The sequence below is a fragment of the Streptomyces sp. NPDC058796 genome (assembly GCF_042745235.1).
Classification (GTDB): domain Bacteria; phylum Actinomycetota; class Actinomycetes; order Streptomycetales; family Streptomycetaceae; genus Streptomyces.
Window position 1 is genome coordinate 259,774 of the sequence record NZ_JBHYOP010000012.1, and the last position, 22,710, is coordinate 282,483.

17 protein-coding genes and 1 pseudogene are annotated in these 22,710 nt (G+C 71.1%); 9 read left to right on the forward strand and 9 right to left on the reverse strand.

Annotated elements, in window-relative coordinates; genetic code table 11:
• Positions 1-169 precede the first annotated feature (169 nt).
• The 6 genes from ACFW47_RS28735 to ACFW47_RS28760 all read right to left on the reverse strand — a co-directional run bounded on the left by ACFW47_RS28735 (position 170) and on the right by ACFW47_RS28760 (position 9,628).
• Entirely contained in the window at positions 170-1,225 is a 1,056-nt protein-coding gene (locus tag ACFW47_RS28735; protein WP_386307534.1) for an ABC transporter ATP-binding protein, read from the reverse strand.
• On the reverse strand, positions 1,222-2,223 hold the full coding sequence (locus tag ACFW47_RS28740) for an ABC transporter ATP-binding protein (protein ID WP_386307535.1): 1,002 nt from the start codon (positions 2,221-2,223) through the stop codon (positions 1,222-1,224). Before ACFW47_RS28740 ends, ACFW47_RS28735 begins: the two co-directional genes overlap by 4 nt.
• On the reverse strand, positions 2,220-3,182 hold the full coding sequence (locus ACFW47_RS28745) for an ABC transporter permease (protein ID WP_386307536.1): 963 nt from the start codon (positions 3,180-3,182) through the stop codon (positions 2,220-2,222). The genes ACFW47_RS28740 and ACFW47_RS28745 overlap by 4 nt, the downstream gene beginning before the upstream one ends.
• Positions 3,179-4,222, reverse strand: a complete 1,044-nt coding sequence (locus ACFW47_RS28750) for an ABC transporter permease (protein WP_386307546.1) — start codon at positions 4,220-4,222, stop codon at positions 3,179-3,181. The genes ACFW47_RS28745 and ACFW47_RS28750 overlap by 4 nt, the downstream gene beginning before the upstream one ends.
• A 4-nt stretch (positions 4,223-4,226) precedes the next feature.
• Complete coding sequence (locus ACFW47_RS28755; RefSeq protein ID WP_386307538.1) at positions 4,227-6,092, reverse strand: ABC transporter substrate-binding protein; 1,866 nt, start codon at positions 6,090-6,092, stop codon at positions 4,227-4,229.
• A gap of 392 nt (positions 6,093-6,484) precedes the next feature.
• Positions 6,485-9,628: an SCO5717 family growth-regulating ATPase gene (locus ACFW47_RS28760; RefSeq protein WP_386307540.1), complete on the reverse strand. Its 3,144-nt coding sequence runs from the start codon at positions 9,626-9,628 to the stop codon at positions 6,485-6,487.
• A gap of 528 nt (positions 9,629-10,156) precedes the next feature.
• Here ACFW47_RS28760 and ACFW47_RS28765 point away from each other — a divergent pair.
• Entirely contained in the window at positions 10,157-11,620 is a 1,464-nt protein-coding gene (locus ACFW47_RS28765; protein ID WP_386307542.1) for a PQQ-binding-like beta-propeller repeat protein, read from the forward strand.
• 29 nt (positions 11,621-11,649) lie between these two features.
• Here the strand turns inward: ACFW47_RS28765 and ACFW47_RS28770 are convergent, their stop codons facing one another.
• On the reverse strand, positions 11,650-11,946 hold the full coding sequence (locus tag ACFW47_RS28770) for a DUF397 domain-containing protein (RefSeq protein ID WP_386285054.1): 297 nt from the start codon (positions 11,944-11,946) through the stop codon (positions 11,650-11,652).
• A gap of 300 nt (positions 11,947-12,246) precedes the next feature.
• Between ACFW47_RS28770 and rpsO the strand changes: the two genes are divergently transcribed.
• From rpsO to ACFW47_RS28795, 5 genes and pseudogenes are all read left to right on the forward strand, one after another.
• Positions 12,247-12,534: a 30S ribosomal protein S15 gene (rpsO, locus tag ACFW47_RS28775; RefSeq protein ID WP_019330982.1), complete on the forward strand. Its 288-nt coding sequence runs from the start codon at positions 12,247-12,249 to the stop codon at positions 12,532-12,534.
• Positions 12,535-12,881: 347 nt separating this feature from the next.
• Positions 12,882-15,101, forward strand: coding sequence for a polyribonucleotide nucleotidyltransferase (locus ACFW47_RS28780; protein ID WP_386285058.1), 2,220 nt, complete (start codon positions 12,882-12,884; stop codon positions 15,099-15,101).
• The gene (locus ACFW47_RS28785; RefSeq protein ID WP_386285061.1) at positions 15,098-16,477 is read left to right on the forward strand and encodes a M16 family metallopeptidase; all 1,380 of its coding nucleotides are present in this window, start codon (positions 15,098-15,100) and stop codon (positions 16,475-16,477) included. Before ACFW47_RS28780 ends, ACFW47_RS28785 begins: the two co-directional genes overlap by 4 nt.
• Positions 16,478-16,520: 43 nt before the next feature.
• A complete protein-coding gene (gene dapB, locus ACFW47_RS28790; RefSeq protein ID WP_386285063.1) occupies positions 16,521-17,273 on the forward strand; it encodes a 4-hydroxy-tetrahydrodipicolinate reductase in 753 nt (250 codons plus the stop codon).
• 47 nt (positions 17,274-17,320) lie between these two features.
• A pseudogene (locus tag ACFW47_RS28795) lies at positions 17,321-17,746 on the forward strand (hypothetical protein); the annotation flags it as partial.
• Between the two features lie 6 nt (positions 17,747-17,752).
• Here ACFW47_RS28795 and ACFW47_RS28800 read toward each other — a convergent pair.
• Together ACFW47_RS28800 and ACFW47_RS28805 are read right to left on the reverse strand one after the other, a co-directional pair.
• Complete coding sequence (locus tag ACFW47_RS28800) at positions 17,753-18,307, reverse strand: hypothetical protein (RefSeq protein WP_386307544.1); 555 nt, start codon at positions 18,305-18,307, stop codon at positions 17,753-17,755.
• A gap of 118 nt (positions 18,308-18,425) precedes the next feature.
• Positions 18,426-18,665 (reverse strand): hypothetical protein, encoded by a 240-nt coding sequence (locus ACFW47_RS28805; protein WP_386289113.1) that lies wholly within the window; start codon positions 18,663-18,665, stop codon positions 18,426-18,428.
• Between the two features lie 200 nt (positions 18,666-18,865).
• On the opposite strand from ACFW47_RS28805, the gene thyX reads away from it, so the two are divergent.
• The 3 genes from thyX to ACFW47_RS28820 all read left to right on the forward strand — a co-directional run bounded on the left by thyX (position 18,866) and on the right by ACFW47_RS28820 (position 22,577).
• A complete protein-coding gene (thyX, locus tag ACFW47_RS28810; protein WP_386289111.1) occupies positions 18,866-19,606 on the forward strand; it encodes an FAD-dependent thymidylate synthase in 741 nt (246 codons plus the stop codon).
• 231 nt (positions 19,607-19,837) lie between these two features.
• Entirely contained in the window at positions 19,838-20,737 is a 900-nt protein-coding gene (dapA, locus tag ACFW47_RS28815; RefSeq protein WP_386289109.1) for a 4-hydroxy-tetrahydrodipicolinate synthase, read from the forward strand.
• A gap of 154 nt (positions 20,738-20,891) precedes the next feature.
• Positions 20,892-22,577, forward strand: coding sequence for a ribonuclease J (locus ACFW47_RS28820; protein WP_386289107.1), 1,686 nt, complete (start codon positions 20,892-20,894; stop codon positions 22,575-22,577).
• The last annotated feature ends 133 nt before the right edge of the window (positions 22,578-22,710 follow it).

Sequence of the window (22,710 nt, forward strand, 5' to 3'; positions counted from 1 at the left end):
CCGTGGGCCGGTCCGTAATGGGACAGGTGTGCGCCCGTCACGGGCCATCGGACCGCCCGTCATGCTGGTCCGCCCGCTACGCCCGGCCCGCGCCCGTCGCCGGTGGCGGGTCCGTCCGCCGTGGCCCCGCGCCCGCCCGCCACCGGCCCCGTCGTCAGTCCGCCCCCCGTCAGCCCGGCTCCACAGCCGCCCCGCTCCCGGCCTCGCCCCCGGTCTCACTCCCGGCCGTCGTCGCCTCGGCCGCCCGGGCCCGTGCCCAGTGGCAGGCGACCTGGGACCCGTCACCCCCGTGAAGGATCTCCAGGTTCCGGTTCCGGCAGGCGTCCGCGACACCGGCGCGTGCCGCCTCGCCCCCGGCCAGGACCTGGCAGCGGACGTGGAAACGGCAGCCGGTGGGGATGTGCGACGGGTCGGGCGGTTCGCCGGTCAGCACGACGGGACGGCCCGGCGCCTCCGGCAGGACGGACAGCAGGGCCTGGGTGTACGGATGCCGGGGCGCCGTCAGTACCTGTTCCACCGCACCCGTCTCGACGATGCGACCGAGGTACATCACCGCGACCCGGTCGGCGATGTTCCACGCCAGCCCCAGATCATGGGTCACCACCAGCGCGGACAGGCCCAACTCGCCACGCAGCCGCAGCAGCAGTGCCAGGATCTCCCCGCGCACCGACGCGTCGAGGGACGCCACCGGCTCGTCGGCGACCAGGAACTCCGGCTCCAGGACCAGCGCGCCCGCGATGACGACCCGCTGGCGCTGACCGCCGGACAGCTCGTGCGGGTAACGCAGGAAGAAGCGCTCCGGTGGACGCAGCCCGGCACGGGCCAGCGCCTCGGCCACCGCCGTCCGCTCGTCCCCGGCGTGACGGTGGACGCGCAGGCCCTCGGCGACGATGTCGTACACCGTGTGCCGGGGGTTCAGCGAGCCGCTCGGGTCCTGGAGGACCAGCTGCGCGCGCTTGCGGTACGCCTTCAGCGCGCGGGCGGAGTGCTCGAGCGGCGTGCCGTCGAAGGTGACGCGGCCCGCGGTCGGCCGGACGAGACCGAGCAGGCTCCGGGCCAGTGTCGTCTTGCCGCAGCCCGACTCGCCGACCAGCGCGACGATCTCGCCCCGCCGGACGTCGAGGTCGACCCCGTCCACGGCCCGGGCGGGCGGTCCGCCGCCCCGGCCGGGGAAGGCTACGTGCAGCCCCTGGACGCTCAGCAGTTCGGGCGTGGTGCCGGTCATGGGGTGCTGCTCCTCACTCCCTCGTCCCGCACCGGCGGTGTGCCGGCGTCGGGACCCACGTGGACGCAGGCCGCCCGCCGGTCCGTCCCCGCCTCCCGCAACGGCTGGTCGTCCGTGGCGCAGACGTCCAGTGCGACCGGGCACCTCGGATGGAACGCGCACCCCGACGGCACCGCCGCCGGGTCGGGCGGGTCGCCCGGCAGCCCGCGCGGCGCGAACCGCGAGCCCGGGTCCCCGATCCTGGGGAAGGCCTCCGACAGCGCCCGGCCGTAGGGGTGCAGGGCGTCCTCGTAGACCTGCCGGGCCGGGCCCTCCTCCACCACCCGGCCCGCGTACATCACCGCGAGCCGGTCGCAGGTGTCGGCCAGCACGGCGAGGTCGTGGCTGATCATGATCAGGCCGACGTCCTGCTCGCCGACCAGGCCCTCGATCAGCCGCAGGATCTGCGCCTGGATCATCACGTCGAGTGCCGTCGTGGGCTCGTCGGCGACGATCAGACGAGGGTCGCAGGCCAGGGCCATCGCGATCATCACGCGCTGCCGCTGCCCGCCGGACAGCTCGTGCGGGTAGGCACGCGCCCGCGCCGCCGGGAGGCCGACCTGCTCCAGCAGCTCCCCGGCCCGCCTCCGCGCACCGGCCGGTGTGGCCCTGCGGTGCAGCAGGACGGGCTCGGCGATCTGGTCCCCGATGCGGTGCACGGCGTTCAGCGAGTGCATGGCGCCCTGGAAGACGATCGAGGCCCCCGCCCAGCGCACCGCCCGGACCCGCCCCCACTTCATCGTCAGTACGTCCTCGCCGTCCAGCAGGATCTCCCCGCCGACCCGGGCCCCGGCCGGCAGCAGCCGCAGCAGCGCCAGCGCCAGGGTGGACTTGCCGCAGCCGGACTCGCCCGCGACGCCGAGCTTCTCGCCGGCCGCCAGGGTCAGGCCGGCCCCGCGCACGGCCGCCACACCTCCGGGATACGTCACCTTCAGGTCGCGTACCTCGAGCAGACTCAACGGGACACCCCCAGCCTGGGATTGAGCACGGCCTCCACCGCACGTCCGCACAGCGTGAACGCCAGCGCCACGGCCGCGATCCCGACGCCCGGCGGCACCAGGTACCACCAGTCGCCCGAACTCACCGAGCCCGCCTCCCGCGCGTCCTGCAGCAGCCCGCCCCAGGACACGACCGTCGGATCACCGAGCCCGAGGAAGGCCAGCGTCGCCTCGGCCAGGATGGCGGAGGAGATGATCAGCGTCGTCTGGGCCAGCACCAGCGGCATCACGTTGGGCAGCACGTGCCGGGACATGATGTGCCAGTGCCCGCCCCCGAGCGCCTTCGCGCGTTCGATGTACGGCCGGGACTCCACCGCCAGCGTCTGCGCCCGCACCAGCCGGGCCGTGGTGGGCCAGGTGGTCACGCCGATCGCCAGCACGATGGTGCCGAGCGAACGGGACAGGACCGTCGCCAGCACGATGGCGAGCACCAGCGTCGGCATCACCAGGAACCAGTCCGTGATCCGCATCATCACCGTGGCGTACCAGCCGCGGAAGTGCCCGGCCGTGATCCCGATGAGCGCGCCGATGGTCACGGACAGCGCGGCGGCCAGCAGCCCGACCAGCAGGGAGACGCGGGAGCCCCAGACCAGCAGGCCCAGCAGGCTGCGCCCGAACTGGTCGGTGCCCAGCGGGAACTGCCCGCTCGGGCTCTCCAGAGGCTGCCCGGGCGCGTTGGTCACACTCTCCACGTCCGAACCGACGGTCAGCGGCGCGGTCAGCGCGACGAGCACGAACAGCGACAGTGCCGCCAGCCCGAACACCCCCGCACGGTGCCTGCGGTACTCCCGCCAGAAACGCGCGAGGGAAGCCCGGCGTCGCCGCCACGCGAGCGCACGCGAACCGGGCGGCGCCGATGGAGCCCCAGATGTCCCGGGCTTCTCGGTCTTCTCAGCCGTCGCGGGCTTCTCGGCGGTCATCGGCCCACCCTCGGATCGAACAGCGGATACAGCAGGTCGGCCAGGGTGTTCATCAGGATCACCGCCGCGGCGAAGACGAAGAACAGCCCCTGCACGAGCGGCAGATCGGGCACGCTGAGCGCCTGGTAGAACAGCCCGCCCAGCCCCGGCCAGGAGAAGACGGTCTCGACGAGGATGACACCGGCCACCGTCCGGCCGAGATTGACGAAGACCAGCGTCACGGTCGGCAGCAGCGCGTTCGGCACGGCGTGCCGGCGCCGTACGAGATCGTCCCGCAGGCCCTTGGCCCGCGCCGTCGTCAGATAGTCGCCGCCCATCTCGTCCAGCAGCGCCGACCGTGTGACCAGCAGCGTCTGGCCGTACTCCACCGCGACCAGCGTCACCACCGGCAGCACCAGGTGGTGCGCGACATCGACGACGTGGGCGAAGCCCTCCTCACCGCCCCCCGACTCCATGCCTCCGGTCGGGAACAGTCCCGGGAGCGGGTCCACCCCCACCGACAGGACGATGATCAGCAGCAGGCCCAGCCAGAAGGACGGAACGGAGTACAGCGTCAGCGCCAGCCCCGTGTTCAGGCGGTCGCCGAGCCGGCCGTGCCGCCACGCCGAGCGGGTGCCGAGGAACGCGCCCAGCGCGGTGTACAGCACGAAGGCCGTACCGGTGAGCAGCAGCGTGTTCGGCAACGCCTCGGTGATCTTGTCCACGACGGGCGTGCGGAACTGGTACGACGTGCCCAGGTCCCCGGTCAGCGCCTTGCCGCAGTACTCCGTGAACTGCCGCCACAGCGGCAGGTCGAGCCCGAACTCCCGGCGGTAGGCGGCGATCTGCCCGGCCGAGACCGGACGGCCGCCGGTCATGAACTTCACCGGGTCGCCGGGGATCATCCGGAAGAGGAAGAAGCTGGTGACCAGGACGGCGAACAGGGAGACGACGGCACCGGCCAGCTTGCCCGCCACGTACCTGGGGTACGCGCGTCGCGCACGGGACGGGCGGCCGGTGGCGTCCGCGCCGGCCGGCCCCGGGCCGGCCGGCGCGGACACCGCGTCACTCACGTTCGTCCGCCGATGCCCGGCGGCGCAGGGCGAAGAACACAGCGAGCCCGACCAGGACGACGCCGCCCGCGACGGCCCCGATCACGACCCCGGCCGACGACGAGTCGCCGGAGGAGTCACCGGAGTCCGCGGGGACGGCCGACCACCAGCTCCAGTAGCCGTCCTGCCCGTAGATGTTGCCCGCCGAGGACGGCATGGTGGTGATCGACGCGATGTGGTCCGTGCGGTAGGCCTCGACCGCGTTCGGGTAGGCCATGACGTTCATGTACCCCAGGTCGTACAGCCGGGACTGCATCTGCTTGACGATCTCCGCCCGCTTGCCGGCGTCGTACTCGCCCAGTTGCCGCGCGTACAGCTCGTCGTACTTCTCGTCGCAGATGAAGTTGTCGGTGGCCCCGGTGTCCTTCGGCGTCGCCGGCAGCGCCGCGCACGTGTGGATGGACAGCACGAAGTCCGGGTCGGGATTGACGGACCAGCCGTCGAAGGCGAGGTCGTACTCGCCGGCCAGCCACGGGTCGGTCACGTTGTCCCGGCAGTCCAGGGTCATCGAGATGCCGAGCTCGCCCCACCACTCCTGGAGGTACTTGCCGACCGCCTTGTCGTTCGGGTCGGTGGCGTGGCACAGGACGCGGTAGGTCAGCGGCTCGCCGTCCTTGCCGACGCGCTTGCCGTCGGCGTTCTTCCGGTAGCCGGCCTCGTCGAGCAGCCGCGCCGCCCCGGCCGGGTCGTAGGCCAGCTCCTGCTCGGCCGACGGCTCGAAGAAGTACTGCGAGAAGCGCGGCGGGATGTAGCCCTCGCCCTTGACCGCGTGGCCCTGGAACACCTTGTCGACGATCGCCTCGCGGTCCACCGCCATGAACAGCGCGTGCCGCACCCGCTGGTCCAGCAGCGACGGGTGGCCGTCACCGATCTCCGTACCGTCCTTGGCACGGGCGCCCGGGTTGGTGGCGAGGGCGTAGAAGCGGCGGCCGGGGGCGTCGTTCACGCGGATGTTCTCGTCCTCCTCGAGGGAGGCGGCCTGCGCGGGCGTCAGCGACGGCGAGCCCGCGACGAAGGACACCTCGCCCTTGCGCAGGGCGGCGACGGCGGCGTCCTGGTCCTTGTAGTACCGGAACACCAGCTCGTCGAACTTCGGCGCGCCCCGCCAGAAGTCCTTGTTCGCCTCCAGCCGGACGTAGCTGTCCGGCTTGTAGTCGGTGAGGACGAAGGGCCCGTTCCCGACGACCGGGAAGTCCTTGTCGTTGTTGAACTCCGAGAAGTCCCCGACCTTCTCCCACACGTGCTTGGGCACGATCGGCACGTCCAGCGCCGTCATCGTGGCCTGCGGCTTCTTCAGCCGGATCACCAGCTGGGTCGGGCTGGGCGCGGTGACCTTCTCGAAGTTGGCGACGAAGCTGCCGTTGGCGGTGGCGGCACCGTCGTCCGTCATCATCTTGTTGAACGTCCACGCCGCGTCCTCGGCGGTGGCCTGCTCCCCGTCCGACCACGTGGAGTCGGAACGGATCGTGTACGTCCAGGTCAGCTTGTCCGGCGACGACTTCCACTCGGTGGCCAGGCCCGGGATGACGTGGTTGTCCTTCGGGTCGTAGTTCGTCAGGTACTCGTAGGTCAGCCGGTGGATGCTGGTGCTGAGCAGCCGCACCGCCAGGAAGGGACTGAGCGAGTCGACACTCTGGGCCACGGCGACGGTGAGCACCTTCTTCCCCTGGCCGCCGTCCGCCGCCCGCGCCGTCGAGGCCGCCGGGGTGGCGGTCCCCGCCGCGAGGAGGAGCGCCGCAGCGCCCGCGGCGGCGAGCAGCCGTGTCCTTCTCGGACGGGGTCCGGAACGTCCACTGCCATGCTGATCGTGTGTGCTCATGACTCCCTGACCTCACGTCATCACACGCGGGAGGCGCCGTGCGCCCCCGCGTGAGGCGGGCTTGAACAGGTGTGAACAGATGCGAAACAGATTGGAGCGAGCTGCGAACTGCGAATGGCTCGATCGTGCTTGATCGGGTGACGCCGACGGAATGAAGTGTGTGTCTATCAGCGGCAGTCTGCACGCGTCAACGGTCCGTCAAACCCCATGTGGCCTGCGGAAACAGGGAGTTGACCGAAGGATCACTCTCATTGGCTCAGACCTCTGGTGCCTCCCTGGTGAGAGCGTGACGGCCGAGTCCCACCGGTTCTGCCTGCGAACTCCGTGAACGCCGCGCATGCGCGAACGCCCGCGCCGTCGGAGGACGACGCGGGCGTTCGGGACCGGTGGGGCTACTGCTGCTGGGGAGGCGCCTGCCCCGGCTGCGGATACCCGTAACCGGGCTGCTGCGGGTACGGCTGCCCGGGGTACGGCTGCCCCGGGTGGTGCTGTGCGGGCTGCTGCGGGTGGTGTTGTGCGGGCTGCTGCGGGTAGGGCTGCCCGGGCTGGGCGTACTGGCCCGGCACCGGAGGCTGCCCCGGGTGGTGCTGGCCCGGCATGGGCGGGGCGGCGACCGGCGGCGGGTTGCCGTCGGACGTCCACAGCCCGTGCATCTGCTGGTGGCGGACGAAGTCCTCGGCGACCATCGCCGCCAGGTTGAAGTACGCCTCCCGCACCTTCGGCCGCATCATGTCGAGGTCCACCTCGGCACCGGCGGCCAGATGCTCGTCGAACGGGACCACGACCACGCCGCGGCACCGTGTCTGGAAGTGCCCGACGATGTCGTCCACCTTGATCATCTTGCCGGTCTCGCGGACACCCGAGATGACGGTGAGGGAACGGGACACGAGGTCGGCGTACCCGTGCGCGGAGAGCCAGTCCAGCGTCGTACTGGCGCTGCTCGCACCGTCCACGGACGGCGTGGAGATGATGATGAGCTGGTCGGCGAGGTCGAGCACGCCGCGCATGGCGCTGTAGAGGAGCCCGGTGCCCGAGTCGGTGAGGATGATCGGGTACTGCTTGCCGAGGACGTCGATCGCGCGCCGGTAGTCCTCGTCGTTGAAGGTCGTGGACACGGCCGGGTCCACGTCGTTGGCGATGATCTCCAGCCCCGACGCGGCCTGCGAGGTGAACCGCCGGATGTCCATGTACGAGTTGAGGTACGGGATCGCCTGGACGAGGTCGCGGATGGTCGCCCCCGTCTCGCGGCGCACGCGGCGGCCGAGCGTACCGGCGTCCGGGTTGGCGTCGATCGCGAGGATCTTGTCCTGCCGCTCGGTGGCGAGCGTGGAGCCGAGCGCGGTGGTGGTGGTCGTCTTGCCGACGCCGCCCTTGAGGCTGATGACCGCGATGCGGTAGCAGGAGAGCACCGGGGTGCGGATCAGCTCCAGCTTCCGCTGCCGCTCGGCCTCCTCCTTCTTCCCGCCGAGCTTGAAGCGCGAGCCGCCGGCCGCGGGGCGGCTGCTCTTCGCCTTCTGCTTCTTGTTGTTGAGCAGCCGGTCCGACGACAGCTCCACGGCCGCCGTGTAACCGAGCGGCGCGGCACCCGGGTTGGTGGGCTGCCGCTGGTCGTGCTGCATGGGCTGCGGCCAGGCGGCGCCGAGGCGGGGGTCCACGGGCTGCTGGGGGTGGGGCTGGTCCGGCTGCCCGGGCTGCGGCGCGGACTGGGCCGGCTGCGGCGCGGGCGGTGCCTGGTGCGGCTGCTGGGCGGCCGGTACCGGCGGGGTCTGTGCGGCCTGGTCCGGCTGGGCCATGGGCTGAGCCGCCGACTGGGCCGGGGGGACCTGCGGAGCGAAGCCCTGCTGAGCTGCCTGCGGGGGCTGTGCGGCAGGGCTCTGCGGCTGCCCCTGCTGCGGTACGCCGGGCTGGGGCTGGGGCTGGGGCACCCCCGGGGCCATGCCGGGGTGGGGTTGGGGCTGCGGCTCCTGCCCGTGCGACGCGGGCGTCTGCGGGAACCCGTAACCGGCCGCGGGGGTGGGAGCGCCGCCCGGTTGCTGGGCCGCCGGCTGCGGTGCCGCCGGTGCCGTGGCGCCCGGCTGCGGGAAGCCGTAGCCCTGCTGCGGCGCGGGCTGCGGGGGCGCCTGGTGCGGGAACGCGTGGTTCGGCGGCGTCGGCGCGGTGGCCGGCGGATTCCACGCGGCGGGCGCCGGCTGGGGCGCCTGCGGCTGGAACGGGGGCTGCTGCGCCGGAGCGGCGGGGGCGGGCTGCGGCTCCGCGGGCCACTGGTTCGCCGGGGCCGGGGCGGCGGGAGGGTACGACGGAGGCAGCGGCGGCACCGCAGCCTGCGCCGCGGGCGGGGCGTCGGCCGGGACGGCGTCCTCGGGCGCGGCGTCCGAGCGTGCGCTGTCGTTCGGAACGGCGTCCGTGGGCTCGGCAGCGGGTGTCACGACGTCCGTCGTGGGCCCCTGGGTGTCCCGGGGCTCGGGCACCGCGTCCTCGGGTTCGTCGCCCGGAGCCGGGGCGGGAGGCAGCGACTCGGCCCCGTCATCAGCCGTATCAGTGGTATCGGCCGTATCGGAGGTGTCTGAGGTGTCGGCAGCGTCGGGCGTACCGCCCTCATCAAGTACGTCGTCCCGCCGGTCGGCGTCGGCATCGGCGTCGTCCGCCACCGGGAGAACCTCGTCGGTGGCGTCCGGCACATCCTCATCCGCCTCGTCGGCAGGGACCGGTACGTCGTCACCGACGCCGGCTTCGGCTTCGTCGGCCTCCGGTTCCGGCCGCTCCTCGTCCTGCCCGGCGTCCTCGGCCGCGGCATGCTCGGTGATCTCCCGCTTGAGGGCGGCGGCGGAGAAGCGCATGGTGGCGCCGCTCTCCAGGTCACCGTTGCCGGGCTCCTCCTCGGGCTCCGGTTCCTCGACCGGCGGGGGAGGAGCGGGTGCCTGGAGCTGGAACCCGCCGGCGGGAAACGCCGGTACGGCCGTCGGGGAGGCCGGGTCCGCGGCGGGCGCCGGCTCGGACGGCACCCGCGGCTCCGCCTCGGGCTCGGACTCCTCACGTCCCTGCGACTGCTCGGGCTGCTGCGGCTCGAAGCCGCTCCCGACCGGCAGCTTGGGGACTCCGGCCGGCCCACCGGCCGACGGCGCGGGCGGAGTGAAGGGCGCCCCTGGACCCGGCGGCGGAGGCGGCGTGAACGCGGTGCCCGGAGCGGGCGGCGGCGGAGTGAAGGGCGCCCCCGGCGAGGGAGCCGGAAAGGACGAGGGACTCCCGGCCCCGGCAGCATGCGGCGGGGGAGTCAGCCCCGGCAGCGGCGGAACCGGCCCACGAGGAGCAGCCGGACCGGAAGGAGCGGCGGCACCGGACGCGGCACCGGCACCCGAACTCCCCGCTCCTTGCCCTCGCCCCTGACCCGAGTCGCTGGAGGCGTTCTGCGTGTACCAGGCGGGCGGGGCGTAGTCGATGGTGAACTCGCCCGTCGTCTCGACTGCGGACTCCGTGTCGGGTTGGTCATCGCCGGGCGTCGCCCAGCCCCCGCGGATCCCGTCCCGATCGCTGCTCACAGTTCCTCCTGGTGTGGTCGAGCCCCTCAAGCCGTGCTGGGGCGACCGCTTTTGTCGTCCGACGTTGTCCGAAGTGAAACGAGGTCGTCCGATCGTCGGCCCTCCCCGTACGACGCCGACGCCCCGTCCACGGGTTCTGGCGTCGCGCCGGACACCAGCCTAATCACCACACGCCCCACCCCGGCAGCCCCGTCCTCACCTCAGCATCTGCCCATTGCGTCACAGCCTGCCCCGAAGTGCCGTACCTCGTTTCCGAATCCGTGCATCCGCCACGCGACATCCGTGAACAAGTCGGACAGACCTCGGACAGAACTCGGTCGGAGAGGGCTCTCCCGTACCCGCGAGTGATCAAGGCACCGGCATAGTGGGGACGCTTGTCGCATCCCTTTGTCGTCATCCCTTCGCGGGAAACCCCATGACCAGGAACATGACCAGGAAGAGGACCCACGCGTGAGCTTCGGCCCGCCCCCCTCCATGCCCCAGCCCCCGCCGGCCGCGGGGACCCACGAACGGAACCCCGGACGGAAGGTGCGCAAGGCACTGACCGCGCTGCTCGCGGTCGTACTCGTCGCGGCGTCGGGCACCGGCGGCTGGCTCCTGTGGGGCGGCGGGGACGGCGGGAGCGCCTCCCACGACGAGAAGGGGGTCGCGGACGCGCAGGGCCCCCTCGATGTACGGGAGACGGTCGAGAGACAACCCGCGAGCACCGTGGGCGAGATGGCCTTCCGGTTCTCCGTGGACGACATGAACCCCGGTGAGCGCGTGGAGATGCCGGGCATGTGGGCCACGGACCGCATCCTCGCCAAGGGCATCAACAAGACCCTCGTCGGCATGCGCGTCGGCACCGACATCGAGCCCGGCGAGGAGGAGTGGAAGCTCGGTCTCGACGGTCCCATCTGCGGCTACACCCGCCATGTGACCGGCGACAACCGCACCGCCGTCCTCTTCCGGGCCAACGACTGGGCGGAGGACGCCTATTGCAACCAGGTCGCCTTCGTCGACCTCGACGACGGCCGCATGGTCTGGGAGGCCCGCTTCCCCACCTCCCCGTCCGGCCTCCAGCCGGCGCAGGACGCCGGCCAGGACCTGCCGAGCGTGACCCTGACGCACGACACCGTCGCCGTGACCTGGGGCGGCGGTACCACCGCGTACGGCATGGAGAAGGGTGAGCGCCGCTGGTCCACCACGGCCACCAGCCCCTGCCAGGACATGGGCGCCGCGGGCGGACGCGCGCTGATCGTCCGTCAGAAGTGCTGGACCGGCGACAAGAGCGTGCCGGACACCTCCTACCAGTACATCGGGTACAAGGTGCGCAAGGTGGACCCCGCCACGGGCCGGACCGTGTGGACCTACACCGCCGCCGAGGGCATCCGCGACCTCAAGGTGGCCTCCACCGAGCCGGCGGTCCTCGCCGTCTCGGGCGGCGACATCGAGATCACCGACCTGCTGTCCCTCGACGACAAGGGCCGCGACCGCGCCACGATCAGCCTGCGCAACGGCGCGTACGTCGCCGACTGCTCCTACACGGACTACCTGGTCATCGACGACTGCCCGACCATCGCCGTCGGCGCGGACCAGGTCTTCATCCGCAGCAAGGACCAGCTCGAGAAGCAGGTCTCCAACTGGATCATCGGCTTCGACCTGGAGACGGGGAACACGACGAAGAAGTTCGACTCCGGTCCGGGATCCCTGCTCCAGCCGGTGCGGATGAGCGGTGACCAGCTCCTCGCCCTGCGCCTGAGCGAGGACCACATCTCACCGAACGCGCTGGTCGCGCTCGACCCCGGGACGGGCGAGCAGGTCCCGTGCTTCTACTTCGGCCTCCCGGCCGAGGCCGAGACGATGACGGTGATGAACGAGAACGACATCGTCGTCCAGGACGGCCGGATCTTCTTCGGCCGCAAGTCCGCGAACGGTCCCTCGGGCGAACAGAAGAAGCAGTGGCTCTACCTGGTCCTGGGCATCGGGAGCGGCGCGGCGGAGAAGCCCTGAGCCTGCCCGGTCGCCTCCCCGCCCGCACGTCACCGCGGTCCGGCGTCCCCGTCCCGCGACGCCGGCTCCAGATCGAACTCCCCGTCCCGCGCACCCAGCACGAACGCCCGCCACTCCGCCTCCGTGTACCGCAGCACGGTGCCGGGGTCGAGCGACGACCGCATGGCGACGGCGCCGGCGGGGAGGTAGGCGATCTCCACCCGCTCCTCGTGCTCCTCGGTGCCGGGCGCGCTGTGCCATTCGACACCGGAGATGTCGAGGGAGTAGAGCTCGTCCCGCTCCCGTTCCTTGCGCGCCTTGAGTTCGAGGTCCTCGGCATCGGCCATCGCGGCTCGGTCCTTCCTGTCCTGCGGTCGGCTGTGCGGCTACCCTAGTGGCCGCGATTCTCCAGGTCAGCGGTTTGCCGATGTCCGTGCCCGCCGGAGTGACCGCCCGCTCCCCGGGCCCCGGGCCGGGGGTGTCCACCCGGACTGGTACGCTGTGTGACGGCCGTTTGTGTACGCGCCCCCGGAGCCCCGAGCCCTGGAGGCCGCGCCCAGCGGATCCCCGCCTTCCGAGTCACGGAAGATCCCCCGAGACGTAGACCGGGGGCACTCGGTGGCCACTCACAGACCAGAGGAGTACGCGTGTCGCTCGACGCCGCAGTGAAGAAGCAGATCATCACCGAGTTCGGTACCAAGGAGGGCGACACCGGCTCCCCCGAGGTCCAGGTCGCTCTGCTGTCCCGTCGCATCTCCGACCTGACGGAGCACCTCAAGACCCACAAGCACGACCACCACTCCCGTCGTGGTCTGCTGATCCTGGTCGGCCAGCGCCGCCGGCTGCTGCAGTACCTCGCCAAGAAGGACATCCAGCGCTTCCGTGCGCTGGTCGAGCGCCTCGGCATCCGCCGCGGTGCGGCGGGCGCCAAGTAAGACGCCGTGAAGGGAGCGGTTCCCATCGTTCGGGGGCCGCTCCCTTTGCTGTACGTGCGCAGTGTCGCCGCGGCTTTGTAGTGTGGTAGCAGAACACGAGACGCACGACGTACGAACGCACGACACCGAACGAAACGCACAGACACGCACGCGTACAAGACGTACGCGGTGCACGAGGAGGAGGAGCGCACCTCGCCGCCGCCGGTCCTCGGTAGTGGCCCCCGGGGACAGCACCCCGGGTGCTTCGATCGAAGACCGGCCCGCACCGGATGAGCGCTTCTCCGCCCCGTCCCCCCGCCACACGGGCGAGGAGGGACAAAAGACGACACGTAATGGAGAATTCGCTGGTGGAGAACGAGACCCACTACGCCGAGGCCGTCATCGACAACGGCGCCTTCGGCACCCGCACCATCCGCTTCGAGACCGGCCGCCTGGCCCGCCAGGCCGCCGGCAGCGCCGTGGCGTACCTGGACGACGACACCATGGTGCTGTCGGCCACCACCGCCTCGAAGAACCCCAAGGACCAGCTCGACTTCTTCCCCCTCACGGTGGACGTCGAGGAGCGGATGTACTCGGCCGGCAAGATCCCCGGCAGCTTCTTCCGCCGTGAGGGCCGGCCCTCCGAGGACGCGATCCTCACCTGCCGCCTCATCGACCGCCCGCTGCGCCCGTCCTTCAAGAAGGGCCTGCGCAACGAGATCCAGGTCGTCGCGACGATCATGGCGCTCAACCCCGACCACCTGTACGACGTCGTGGCGATCAACGCCGCCTCCGCGTCCACGCAGCTGGCCGGCCTGCCCTTCTCCGGCCCGATCGGCGGCGTCCGCGTCGCGCTGATCCGCGGCCAGTGGGTAGCGTTCCCGACGCACTCCGAGCTCGAGGACGCCGTCTTCGACATGGTCGTCGCGGGCCGCACCCTGGAGGACGGCGACGTCGCGATCATGATGGTCGAGGCCGAGGCCACCGAGAAGACCATCAAGCTCGTCGAGGGCGGCGCCGAGGCGCCCACCGAGGAGATCGTCGCCGCCGGCCTGGACGCCGCGAAGCCCTTCATCAAGGTGCTGTGCCGCGCCCAGGCCGACCTCGCCTCGAAGGCCGCGAAGCCGACCGGCGAGTTCCCGATCTTCCTGGACTACCAGGACGACGTTCTCGAGGCGCTCACCGGTGCCGTCAAGCCCGAGCTGGCCCAGGCGCTCACCATCGCCGGCAAGCAGGAGCGCGAGGCCGAGCTGGACCGCGTCAAGGCGCTCGCCGCCGAGAAGCTCCTGCCGGAGTTCGAGGGCCGCGAGAAGGAGATCTCCGCCGCGTACCGCTCGCTGACCAAGTCCCTGGTCCGCGAGCGCGTCATCAAGGAGAAGAAGCGCATCGACGGCCGCGGTGTCACCGACATCCGCACCCTGGCCGCCGAGGTCGAGGCCATCCCGCGCGTGCACGGCTCGGCGCTGTTCGAGCGTGGCGAGACCCAGATCCTGGGCGTCACCACCCTCAACATGCTCCGCATGGAGCAGCAGCTGGACACCCTCTCCCCGGTGACCCGCAAGCGTTACATGCACAACTACAACTTCCCGCCGTACTCCACCGGTGAGACCGGCCGCGTCGGCTCCCCGAAGCGCCGCGAGATCGGCCACGGCGCCCTCGCCGAGCGCGCGCTCGTGCCGGTGCTGCCGACGCGCGAGGAGTTCCCGTACGCGATCCGCCAGGTGTCCGAGGCCCTCGGCTCCAACGGCTCGACGTCCATGGGCTCGGTCTGCGCCTCCACCATGTCGCTGCTGAACGCCGGTGTGCCGCTGAAGGCCCCCGTCGCCGGTATCGCCATGGGCCTGATCTCCCAGGAGATCGAGGGCGAGACGCACTACGTCACCCTCACCGACATCCTCGGTGCGGAGGACGCCTTCGGCGACATGGACTTCAAGGTCGCCGGCACCAAGGAGTTCGTGACCGCCCTCCAGCTCGACACCAAGCTGGACGGCATCCCCGCCTCCGTCCTGGCCGCCGCCCTCAAGCAGGCCCGTGACGCCCGCCTCCACATCCTCGACGTGATGATGGAAGCGATCGACACGCCGGACGAGATGTCCCCGAACGCGCCGCGGATCATCACCGTGAAGATCCCCGTCGACAAGATCGGTGAGGTCATCGGCCCCAAGGGCAAGATGATCAACCAGATCCAGGAGGACACGGGCGCCGACATCACGATCGAGGACGACGGCACCATCTACATCGGTGCCGCCGACGGCCCGGCCGCCGAGGCCGCCCGCGCGACGATCAACGGCATCGCCAACCCGACCATGCCCGAGGTCGGCGAGCGCTACCTGGGCACGGTCGTCAAGACGACCACCTTCGGCGCGTTCGTCTCCCTGCTGCCCGGCAAGGACGGTCTGCTGCACATCTCGCAGATCCGCAAGCTCGCCGGCGGCAAGCGCGTGGAGAACGTCGAGGACGTCCTCGGCGTGGGCCAGAAGGTCCAGGTCGAGATCGCCGAGATCGACTCCCGCGGCAAGCTCTCCCTGATCCCCGTGATCGAGGGCGAAGAGGGCGCCGAGGACACGAAGGACGACGCCGACCAGTGACGTCCCGTGGCTCCAAGGCGACGGCCCGCACCTCCTCGGAGGCGCGGGCCGTCGCCCGTACCCAAACCCTGATCAAGGGCGAGCACGGCATCGGCACGGTCCGCAAGACCACCCTCCCGGGCGGCCTGCGCATCGTCACCGAGACCCTGCCCTCGGTCCGTTCCGCGACCTTCGGCATCTGGGCGCACGTCGGCTCCCGCGACGAGACCCCGGCCCTGAACGGCGCCACCCACTACCTGGAGCACCTGCTCTTCAAGGGCACCCGTGGGCGCAGCGCCCTGGACATCTCCTCCGCGATCGACGCGGTCGGCGGCGAGATGAACGCGTTCACGGCCAAGGAGTACACGTGCTACTACGCACGCGTCCTCGACACCGACCTGCCGCTCGCCATCGACGTGGTCTGCGACATGCTGACCGGCTCGCTCATCCGCGAGGAGGACGTGGACGTCGAGCGCGGCGCGATCCTCGAAGAGATCGCGATGACCGAGGACGACGCCGGTGACTGCGTGCACGACCTGTTCGCGCACACCATGTTCGGCGACAACGCCCTGGGCCGCCCCGTCCTCGGCACCGTCGACACGGTCAACGCCCTCACCGCCGACCGCATCCGCCGCTTCTACAAGAAGCACTACGACCCCACGCACCTGGTGGTCGCCGCGGCCGGCAACGTCGACCACAACAAGGTCGTACGCCAGGTCCGCGCCGCCTTCGAGAAGGCCGGCGCCTTCCGGGAGCCGGTGGCCGCGCCCATCGCCCCGCGCGACGGACGGCGCACCATCCGTGCCGCCGGCCGGGTGGAGCTGATCGGCCGCAAGACCGAGCAGGCCCACGTCATCCTCGGCATGCCGGGCCTGGCCCGCACCGACGAGCGCCGCTGGGCCATGGGCGTCCTCAACACCGCCCTCGGCGGCGGCATGTCCTCGCGCCTGTTCCAGGAGGTCCGCGAGAAGCGGGGCCTGGCCTACAGCGTGTACTCGTACACGTCGGGCTTCGCCGACTGCGGTCTGTTCGGCGTGTACGCGGGGTGCAGGCCCTCCCAGGTGCACGACGTGCTGCAGATCTGCCGCGACGAGCTCGACCACGTCGCCGAGCACGGCCTCACCGACGACGAGATCGGCCGCGCGATCGGCCAGCTGAGGGGCTCCACCGTCCTCGGCCTGGAGGACACCGGCGCGCTGATGAACCGTATCGGCAAGAGCGAACTGTGCTGGGGCGAGCAGATGTCCGTCGACGACATGCTGGCCCGGATAGCCTCGGTCACGCCGGACGACGTCCGCGCCGTCGCCCGCGACGTCCTGGGCCGGCGACCGTCCCTGTCGGTCATCGGCCCGCTGAAGGACAAGCAGGCGTCCCGGCTGCACGACGCCGTTGCCTGATCCACCCGGCCCCGACCCTCCCGGTAAGGAAGCGAACGAAATCATGAGCAAGCTGCGCGTGGCCGTCCTCGGTGCCAAGGGCCGGATCGGCTCCGAGGCGGTACGGGCGGTCGAGGCCGCCGAGGACATGGAGCTGGTCGCCGCCCTCGGCCGGGGCGACAGCCTGGACGTGCTGGCCGAGGCCGGCGCCCAGGTCGCCGTCGAGCTGACCACCCCCGACTCGGTGATGGACAACCTCGACTACTGCGTACGCCACGGCATCCACGCCGTCGTCGGCACCACCGGCTGGACCGACGAGCGCCTCGCGCGGCTGACCTCCTGGCTCGACGCCTCCCCCAGGACGGGCGTGCTCATCGCGCCCAACTTCTCCATCGGCGCCGTGCTCACCATGAAGTTCGCGCAGATCGCGGCCCCCTACTTCGAGTCCGTCGAGGTCGTCGAGCTGCACCACCCGAACAAGGTGGACGCCCCCAGCGGCACCGCCACCCGCACCGCGCAGCTCATCGCCCAGGCCCGGCAGAAGGCAGGCACCGCTCCGGCGCCCGACGCCACTGCCACGGCGCTGGACGGCGCCCGCGGCGCGGACGTCGACGGTGTCCCGGTCCACGCGGTCCGGCTGCGCGGCCTGCTGGCCCACCAGGAGGTCCTGCTCGGCGCCGAGGGGGAGACCCTCACCGTCCGGCACGACTCCCTGCACCACAGCAGCTTCATGCCGGGCATCCTGCTGGGCGCCCGCCGGGTGGTCACCACTCCGGGCCTCACCTTCGGCCTGGAACACTTCCTGGATTTGAACTGAGCCCCGGACCGAGCCCTGTACCGAGCCCCGAACCGAGCCCCTGACCCATGCGCGCGAAAATCTCCTACGCCGTCACGGCCGCCGTCCTGGTCTTCTACTTCGCCCTGGTCGGCAGCCGCGGTGTCATGCTCATCGGCACCGGCACACCCGTCGCCGTCACCTTCGGCATCGCGGTACTGATCCTGCCGGTGATCGGCGTGTGGTTCCTGTGGAAGAACACCCAGTTCGTCCGCAAGGCCAACGCCCTCGCCGCCGAACTCGACGCCGAGGGCGGACTGCCCGTCGACGAGCTGAAGCGCACCCCCAGCGGCCGCATCGACCGCGACTCGGCCGACGCGGTCTTCGCCCTGCGCAAAGCCGAGACGGAGGACGCCCCCGGTGACTGGCGCACCTGGTTCCGGCTGGCCGTCGCCTACCACGACGCGCGCGACACTCCGCGCGCCCGCAAGGCGATGCAGCGGGCGATCGCCCTGCGCTCCTCAGCCCTGCCGATACTCGGCGGCCCACGCCTCCACGGCGTCCGCCGCCCGGTCGAAGGACTCCTCCCGGGCGAGGAAGTCGGCGTTGTGCGTGGTCAGCAGCGGAGGAAAGGTCTCTCCGGACCGGCCCTGGCGCACCAGGAGCAGCGCCTGCCCCTGCACGGTGCGCGGCAGCCCGAGCCAGCGCACCGGCTGCTGCACCGTCCGCACGCTGGCGACCTGCTGCCAGGCCACCGTGCGCGTGCTGAAGAAGCTCACGTGCCGCACCCCGTGCGCGTTCACCCACGCGCCCATGCGCAGCAGCCGAAGGGCGCACACGATGACGACCAGCGCGACGCCGAACACCACACCGGCGGAGGACAGCGAGTCCGTCGCCGCGATGATGACCGCCGCGAACAGGACGAACGAGGCGAGCAGCAGCATCAGCGCCGCCACCCCCACCCGCCACGGCCCCGGCCGGTAGGGCCGACGCCAGAGGTCACGGTCGTCGTGCGGCAGCGCGACGTCGTCGGTGGCGTCGAAGGCGCGGTCGGCCGTCAGGAAGGGCAGGGGCACGGCTGGTCCTCACTCGTTCCATGGCTGGTGCTGTGCCCGGTGAGGCTACCGACCTGTGTCTGAGCTCACCACCCTCGGGTCCCCGGATGGAGTCAGGGCCGACCGGTCCGAGCCGCTGTTAACGCTTCTCGGAGGCCTGCGACGGCTGTTTGTGCCCGGACGGCTGGTCGGCCGACAGCGCGGGCATCCCGATGACGAGGGAACCCGCGATCCCGGCGACGACGGTGAGGCCGAGCAGCCAGCGCCCGGCCAGCTGGCCGAAGGACGCCCGCTCCCGGGGCGGGGGTGTGACATTGCTGCGGAACCTGTCGGCTTCGGCGACGAAGGCGAACGGCACGGGTTCACGCCGGCGGATCATGAAGGCTGTGTCTCCTTTCGGGGACCGAGTGCACCGCTGAGTCAGGTGCTGTTACTCATACAGACGAACGAACGCCCCCGCGGGTGCCCTGTTTCACCGAATTCATCGCGGCACAGCACCGAACGCCCCATTCGGCGGGCGCGGGGTCCGCGGCCGTAGAGTGGCGTCGCCAAGCGACCAGATGGGAAGGCCCTCCACCCGTGACCGACACACCCGCCGACGATTTCAAGATCGACCTCCGCAGCGACGTCACCGTCGAGCTGGTCAAGAACAGCGCGACCGACTCCGACGTGCTGTTCGCCGCCCGCGTCTCGACCGTCGGGGAGCAGTCCCTGGACGAGCTGCAGAAGGACCCGGAGCGTTCCAAGGGCCTGATCAACTACCTGATGCGGGACCGGCACGGCAGCCCGTTCGAGCACAACTCGATGACCTTCTTCATCAGCGCCCCGATCTTCGTCTTCCGCGAGTTCATGCGACACCGCGTCGGCTGGTCCTACAACGAGGAGTCGGGCCGCTACCGGGAGCTCCAGCCGGTCTTCTACGTGCCGGGGCAGGACCGCAAGCTGGTCCAGCAGGGCCGTCCGGGCAAGTACGTCTTCGTCGAGGGCACCCCCGAGCAGCACGAGCTGGTGAGCCGGTCGATGGAGGACTCCTACCGCCAGGCCTACCGGACGTACCAGGAGATGCTCGCCGCCGGTGTCGCCCGCGAGGTGGCCCGCTCGGTGCTCCCCGTCGGCCTCTACTCGTCGATGTACGCCACCTGCAACGCCCGCTCGCTGATGCACTTCCTCGGCCTGCGCACCCAGCACGAGCTGGCGAAGGTCCCCTCCTTCCCGCAGCGCGAGATCGAGATGGTCGGCGAGAGGATGGAGGAGGAGTGGGCCAGGCTGATGCCGCTCACCTACGCGGCCTTCAACGCCAACGGTCGCGTGGCGCCGTGAGCCGACGCAGGACCGCGGTGCGGGACCGCTGACGCGCCGCGGGTACACATGTACGCATCAGCCACCCGAAGTGTCCGTATTGCGGCATTCTGAGAAGTTCATCTAGCCTGATCAAAGGGACCCGGCACTGCTTGAACCCCCGAGCAGGCAGTGCCGGGCTCCACCTCTCTCCCGGCCTGCCGCCTCCCCCGAGGGCAGACCCCGCCCTGAGCAACGAGTAGCGTGTAACCCATGGCTCCGACCTCCACTCCGCAGACCCCCTTCGGGCGGGTCCTCACCGCCATGGTCACGCCCTTCACGGCGGACGGCGCACTCGACCTCGACGGCGCGCAGCGGCTCGCCGCCCACCTGGTGGACGCAGGCAACGACGGCCTGATCATCAACGGGACCACCGGCGAGTCCCCCACCACCAGCGACGCGGAGAAAGCGGACCTCGTACGGGCCGTCCTGGAAGCCGTCGGCGACCGCGCCCACGTGGTCGCCGGAGTCGGTACCAACAACACCCAGCACAGCATCGAGCTGGCCCGCGCCGCCGAGCGCACCGGCGCCCACGGCCTCCTGCTCGTCACGCCGTACTACAACAAGCCCCCTCAGGAGGGCCTGTACCAGCACTTCACGGCCATCGCCGACGCCTCGACGCTGCCGGTCATGCTCTACGACATCCCCGGCCGCAGCGGCGTCCCGATCAACACCGAGACGCTGGTCCGCCTCGCCGAGCACCCGCGCATCGTCGCCAACAAGGACGCCAAGGGCGACCTCGGCCGCGCCAGCTGGGCCATCGCCCGCTCCGGCCTCGCCTGGTACTCCGGTGACGACATGCTGAACCTGCCGCTGCTCTCCGTGGGCGCGGTCGGCTTCGTCTCGGTCGTCGGCCACGTCGTCACCCCCGAACTGCGCGCCATGGTGGACGCACACGTCGCGGGCGATGTGCAGAAGGCCCTCGAGATCCACCAGAAGCTGCTCCCCGTCTTCACCGGGATGTTCCGCACCCAGGGCGTCATGACCACCAAGGCCGCGCTCGCGCTCCAGGGACTGCCGGCGGGTCCGCTGCGCGCCCCCATGGTCGGCCTCACGCCCGAGGAGACCGAGCAGCTCAAGATCGATCTTGCCGCCGGCGGGGTACAGCTCTGACAACAGACTTCGCACCACCGCACGACCGGACGGACTTCACAACTGAACAGGCGGGCCACCGGTGCCCGCACCCCATTCCGACAACTGCTTCTGCACGAACGTCACGCGCGCCACGTGCCCACCGGTACGTGGCGTGTGTGGTGAGGAGAGTCTTTTGAGTCATCCGCACCCTGAACTGGGCCGTCCCCCCGCGCTCCCCAAGGGTGGCCTCCGGGTCACGCCCCTGGGCGGCCTCGGCGAGATCGGCCGCAACATGACGGTCTTCGAGTACGGCGGCCGTCTGCTGATCGTCGACTGCGGAGTGCTCTTCCCCGAGGAGGAGCAGCCCGGAATCGACCTGATCCTGCCGGACTTCTCGTCCATCCGGGACCGCCTCGACGACATCGAGGGCATCGTCCTCACCCACGGCCACGAGGACCACATCGGCGGCGTCCCCTTCCTCCTCCGGGAGAAGCCGGACATCCCGCTGATCGGCTCCAAGCTGACCCTGGCCCTGATCGAGGCCAAGCTCCAGGAACACCGCATCCGCCCGTACACCCTTGAGGTGGCGGAGGGACACCGCGAGCGCATCGGCCCCTTCGACTGCGAGTTCGTCGCGGTCAACCACTCCATCCCGGACGCGCTGGCCGTCGCCATCCGCACCCCCGCGGGCATGGCCGTCCACACCGGCGACTTCAAGATGGACCAGCTCCCGCTGGACGGCCGTCTCACGGACCTGCACGCCTTCGCGCGCCTCAGCGAGGAGGGCATCGACCTCCTCCTCTCGGACTCGACGAACGCCGAGGTCCCGGGCTTCGTCCCGCCCGAGCGCGACATCTCGAACGTGCTGCGCCAGGTCTTCGCCGGCGCGCGCAAGCGGATCATCGTGGCGAGCTTCGCCAGCCACGTCCACCGCATCCAGCAGATCCTGGACGCGGCCCACGAGTACGGTCGCCGGGTCGCTTTCGTCGGCCGTTCCATGGTCCGCAACATGGGCATCGCCCGGGACCTCGGCTACCTGAGGGTCCCGCCGGGCCTGGTCGTGGACGTCAAGACGCTGGACGACCTTCCCGACAGCGAAGTCGTCCTGGTCTGCACGGGCTCGCAGGGCGAGCCGATGGCCGCCCTCTCCCGCATGGCCAACCGGGACCACCAGATCCGCATCGTCCAGGGCGACACGGTGATCCTCGCGTCGTCCCTCATCCCGGGCAACGAGAACGCGGTCTACCGCGTGATCAACGGCCTGACCCGCTGGGGCGCCAATGTCGTGCACAAGGGGAACGCCAAGGTCCACGTCTCGGGCCACGCCTCGGCCGGCGAGCTGCTGTACTTCTACAACATCTGCCGCCCCAGGAACCTGATGCCGGTCCACGGCGAATGGCGCCACCTGCGTGCCAACGCCGAACTGGGCGCTCTGACCGGCGTCCCGCACGACCGCATCGTCATCGCCGAGGACGGCGTTGTCGTGGACCTCGTCGAGGGCAAGGCGAAGATCTCCGGCAAGGTCCAGGCGGGATACGTCTACGTCGACGGCCTGTCGGTCGGTGACGTGGGCGAGCCGGCCCTGAAGGACCGCAAGATCCTCGGCGACGAGGGCATCATCTCGGTCTTCGTGGTCATGGATTCGTCCACCGGCAAGATCACCGGGGGCCCGCACGTCCAGGCCCGCGGCTCCGGCATCGAGGACTCGGCCTTCGCCGCGGTGCTCCCCAAGGTCGTCGAGGCACTGGAACGCTCGGCCCAGGACGGGGTCGTCGAACCCCACCAGCTGCAGCAGCTGGTGCGCAGGACCATCGGCAAGTGGGTCTCGGACACGTACCGACGCCGTCCGATGATCCTGCCTGTCGTGGTGGAGGTCTGACGGCCCGTCGGCTCGCCGGCAGCGTCAACCCGGAGCGGGGGGGGGGGGGGGGGGGGGGGGGCGGCCCCCCCCCCAAGCGAATAAAAAAAAACCCCGACGGCGGCCCCCCCCACAAAGAGGGGGGCCACCCCCG

Coding starts and splice junctions, on each gene's coding strand:
- ACFW47_RS28735 (WP_386307534.1), bottom strand. CDS start 1,225: ATGACCGGCACCACGCCCGAACTGCTGAGCGTCCAGGGGCTGCACGTA.
- ACFW47_RS28745 (WP_386307536.1), bottom strand. CDS start 3,182: ATGACCGCCGAGAAGCCCGCGACGGCTGAGAAGACCGAGAAGCCCGGG.
- ACFW47_RS28755 (WP_386307538.1), bottom strand. CDS start 6,092: ATGAGCACACACGATCAGCATGGCAGTGGACGTTCCGGACCCCGTCCG.
- ACFW47_RS28770 (WP_386285054.1), bottom strand. CDS start 11,946: ATGGCCGATGCCGAGGACCTCGAACTCAAGGCGCGCAAGGAACGGGAG.
- dapB (WP_386285063.1), top strand. CDS start 16,521: ATGAGCAAGCTGCGCGTGGCCGTCCTCGGTGCCAAGGGCCGGATCGGC.
- ACFW47_RS28805 (WP_386289113.1), bottom strand. CDS start 18,665: ATGATCCGCCGGCGTGAACCCGTGCCGTTCGCCTTCGTCGCCGAAGCC.
- dapA (WP_386289109.1), top strand. CDS start 19,838: ATGGCTCCGACCTCCACTCCGCAGACCCCCTTCGGGCGGGTCCTCACC.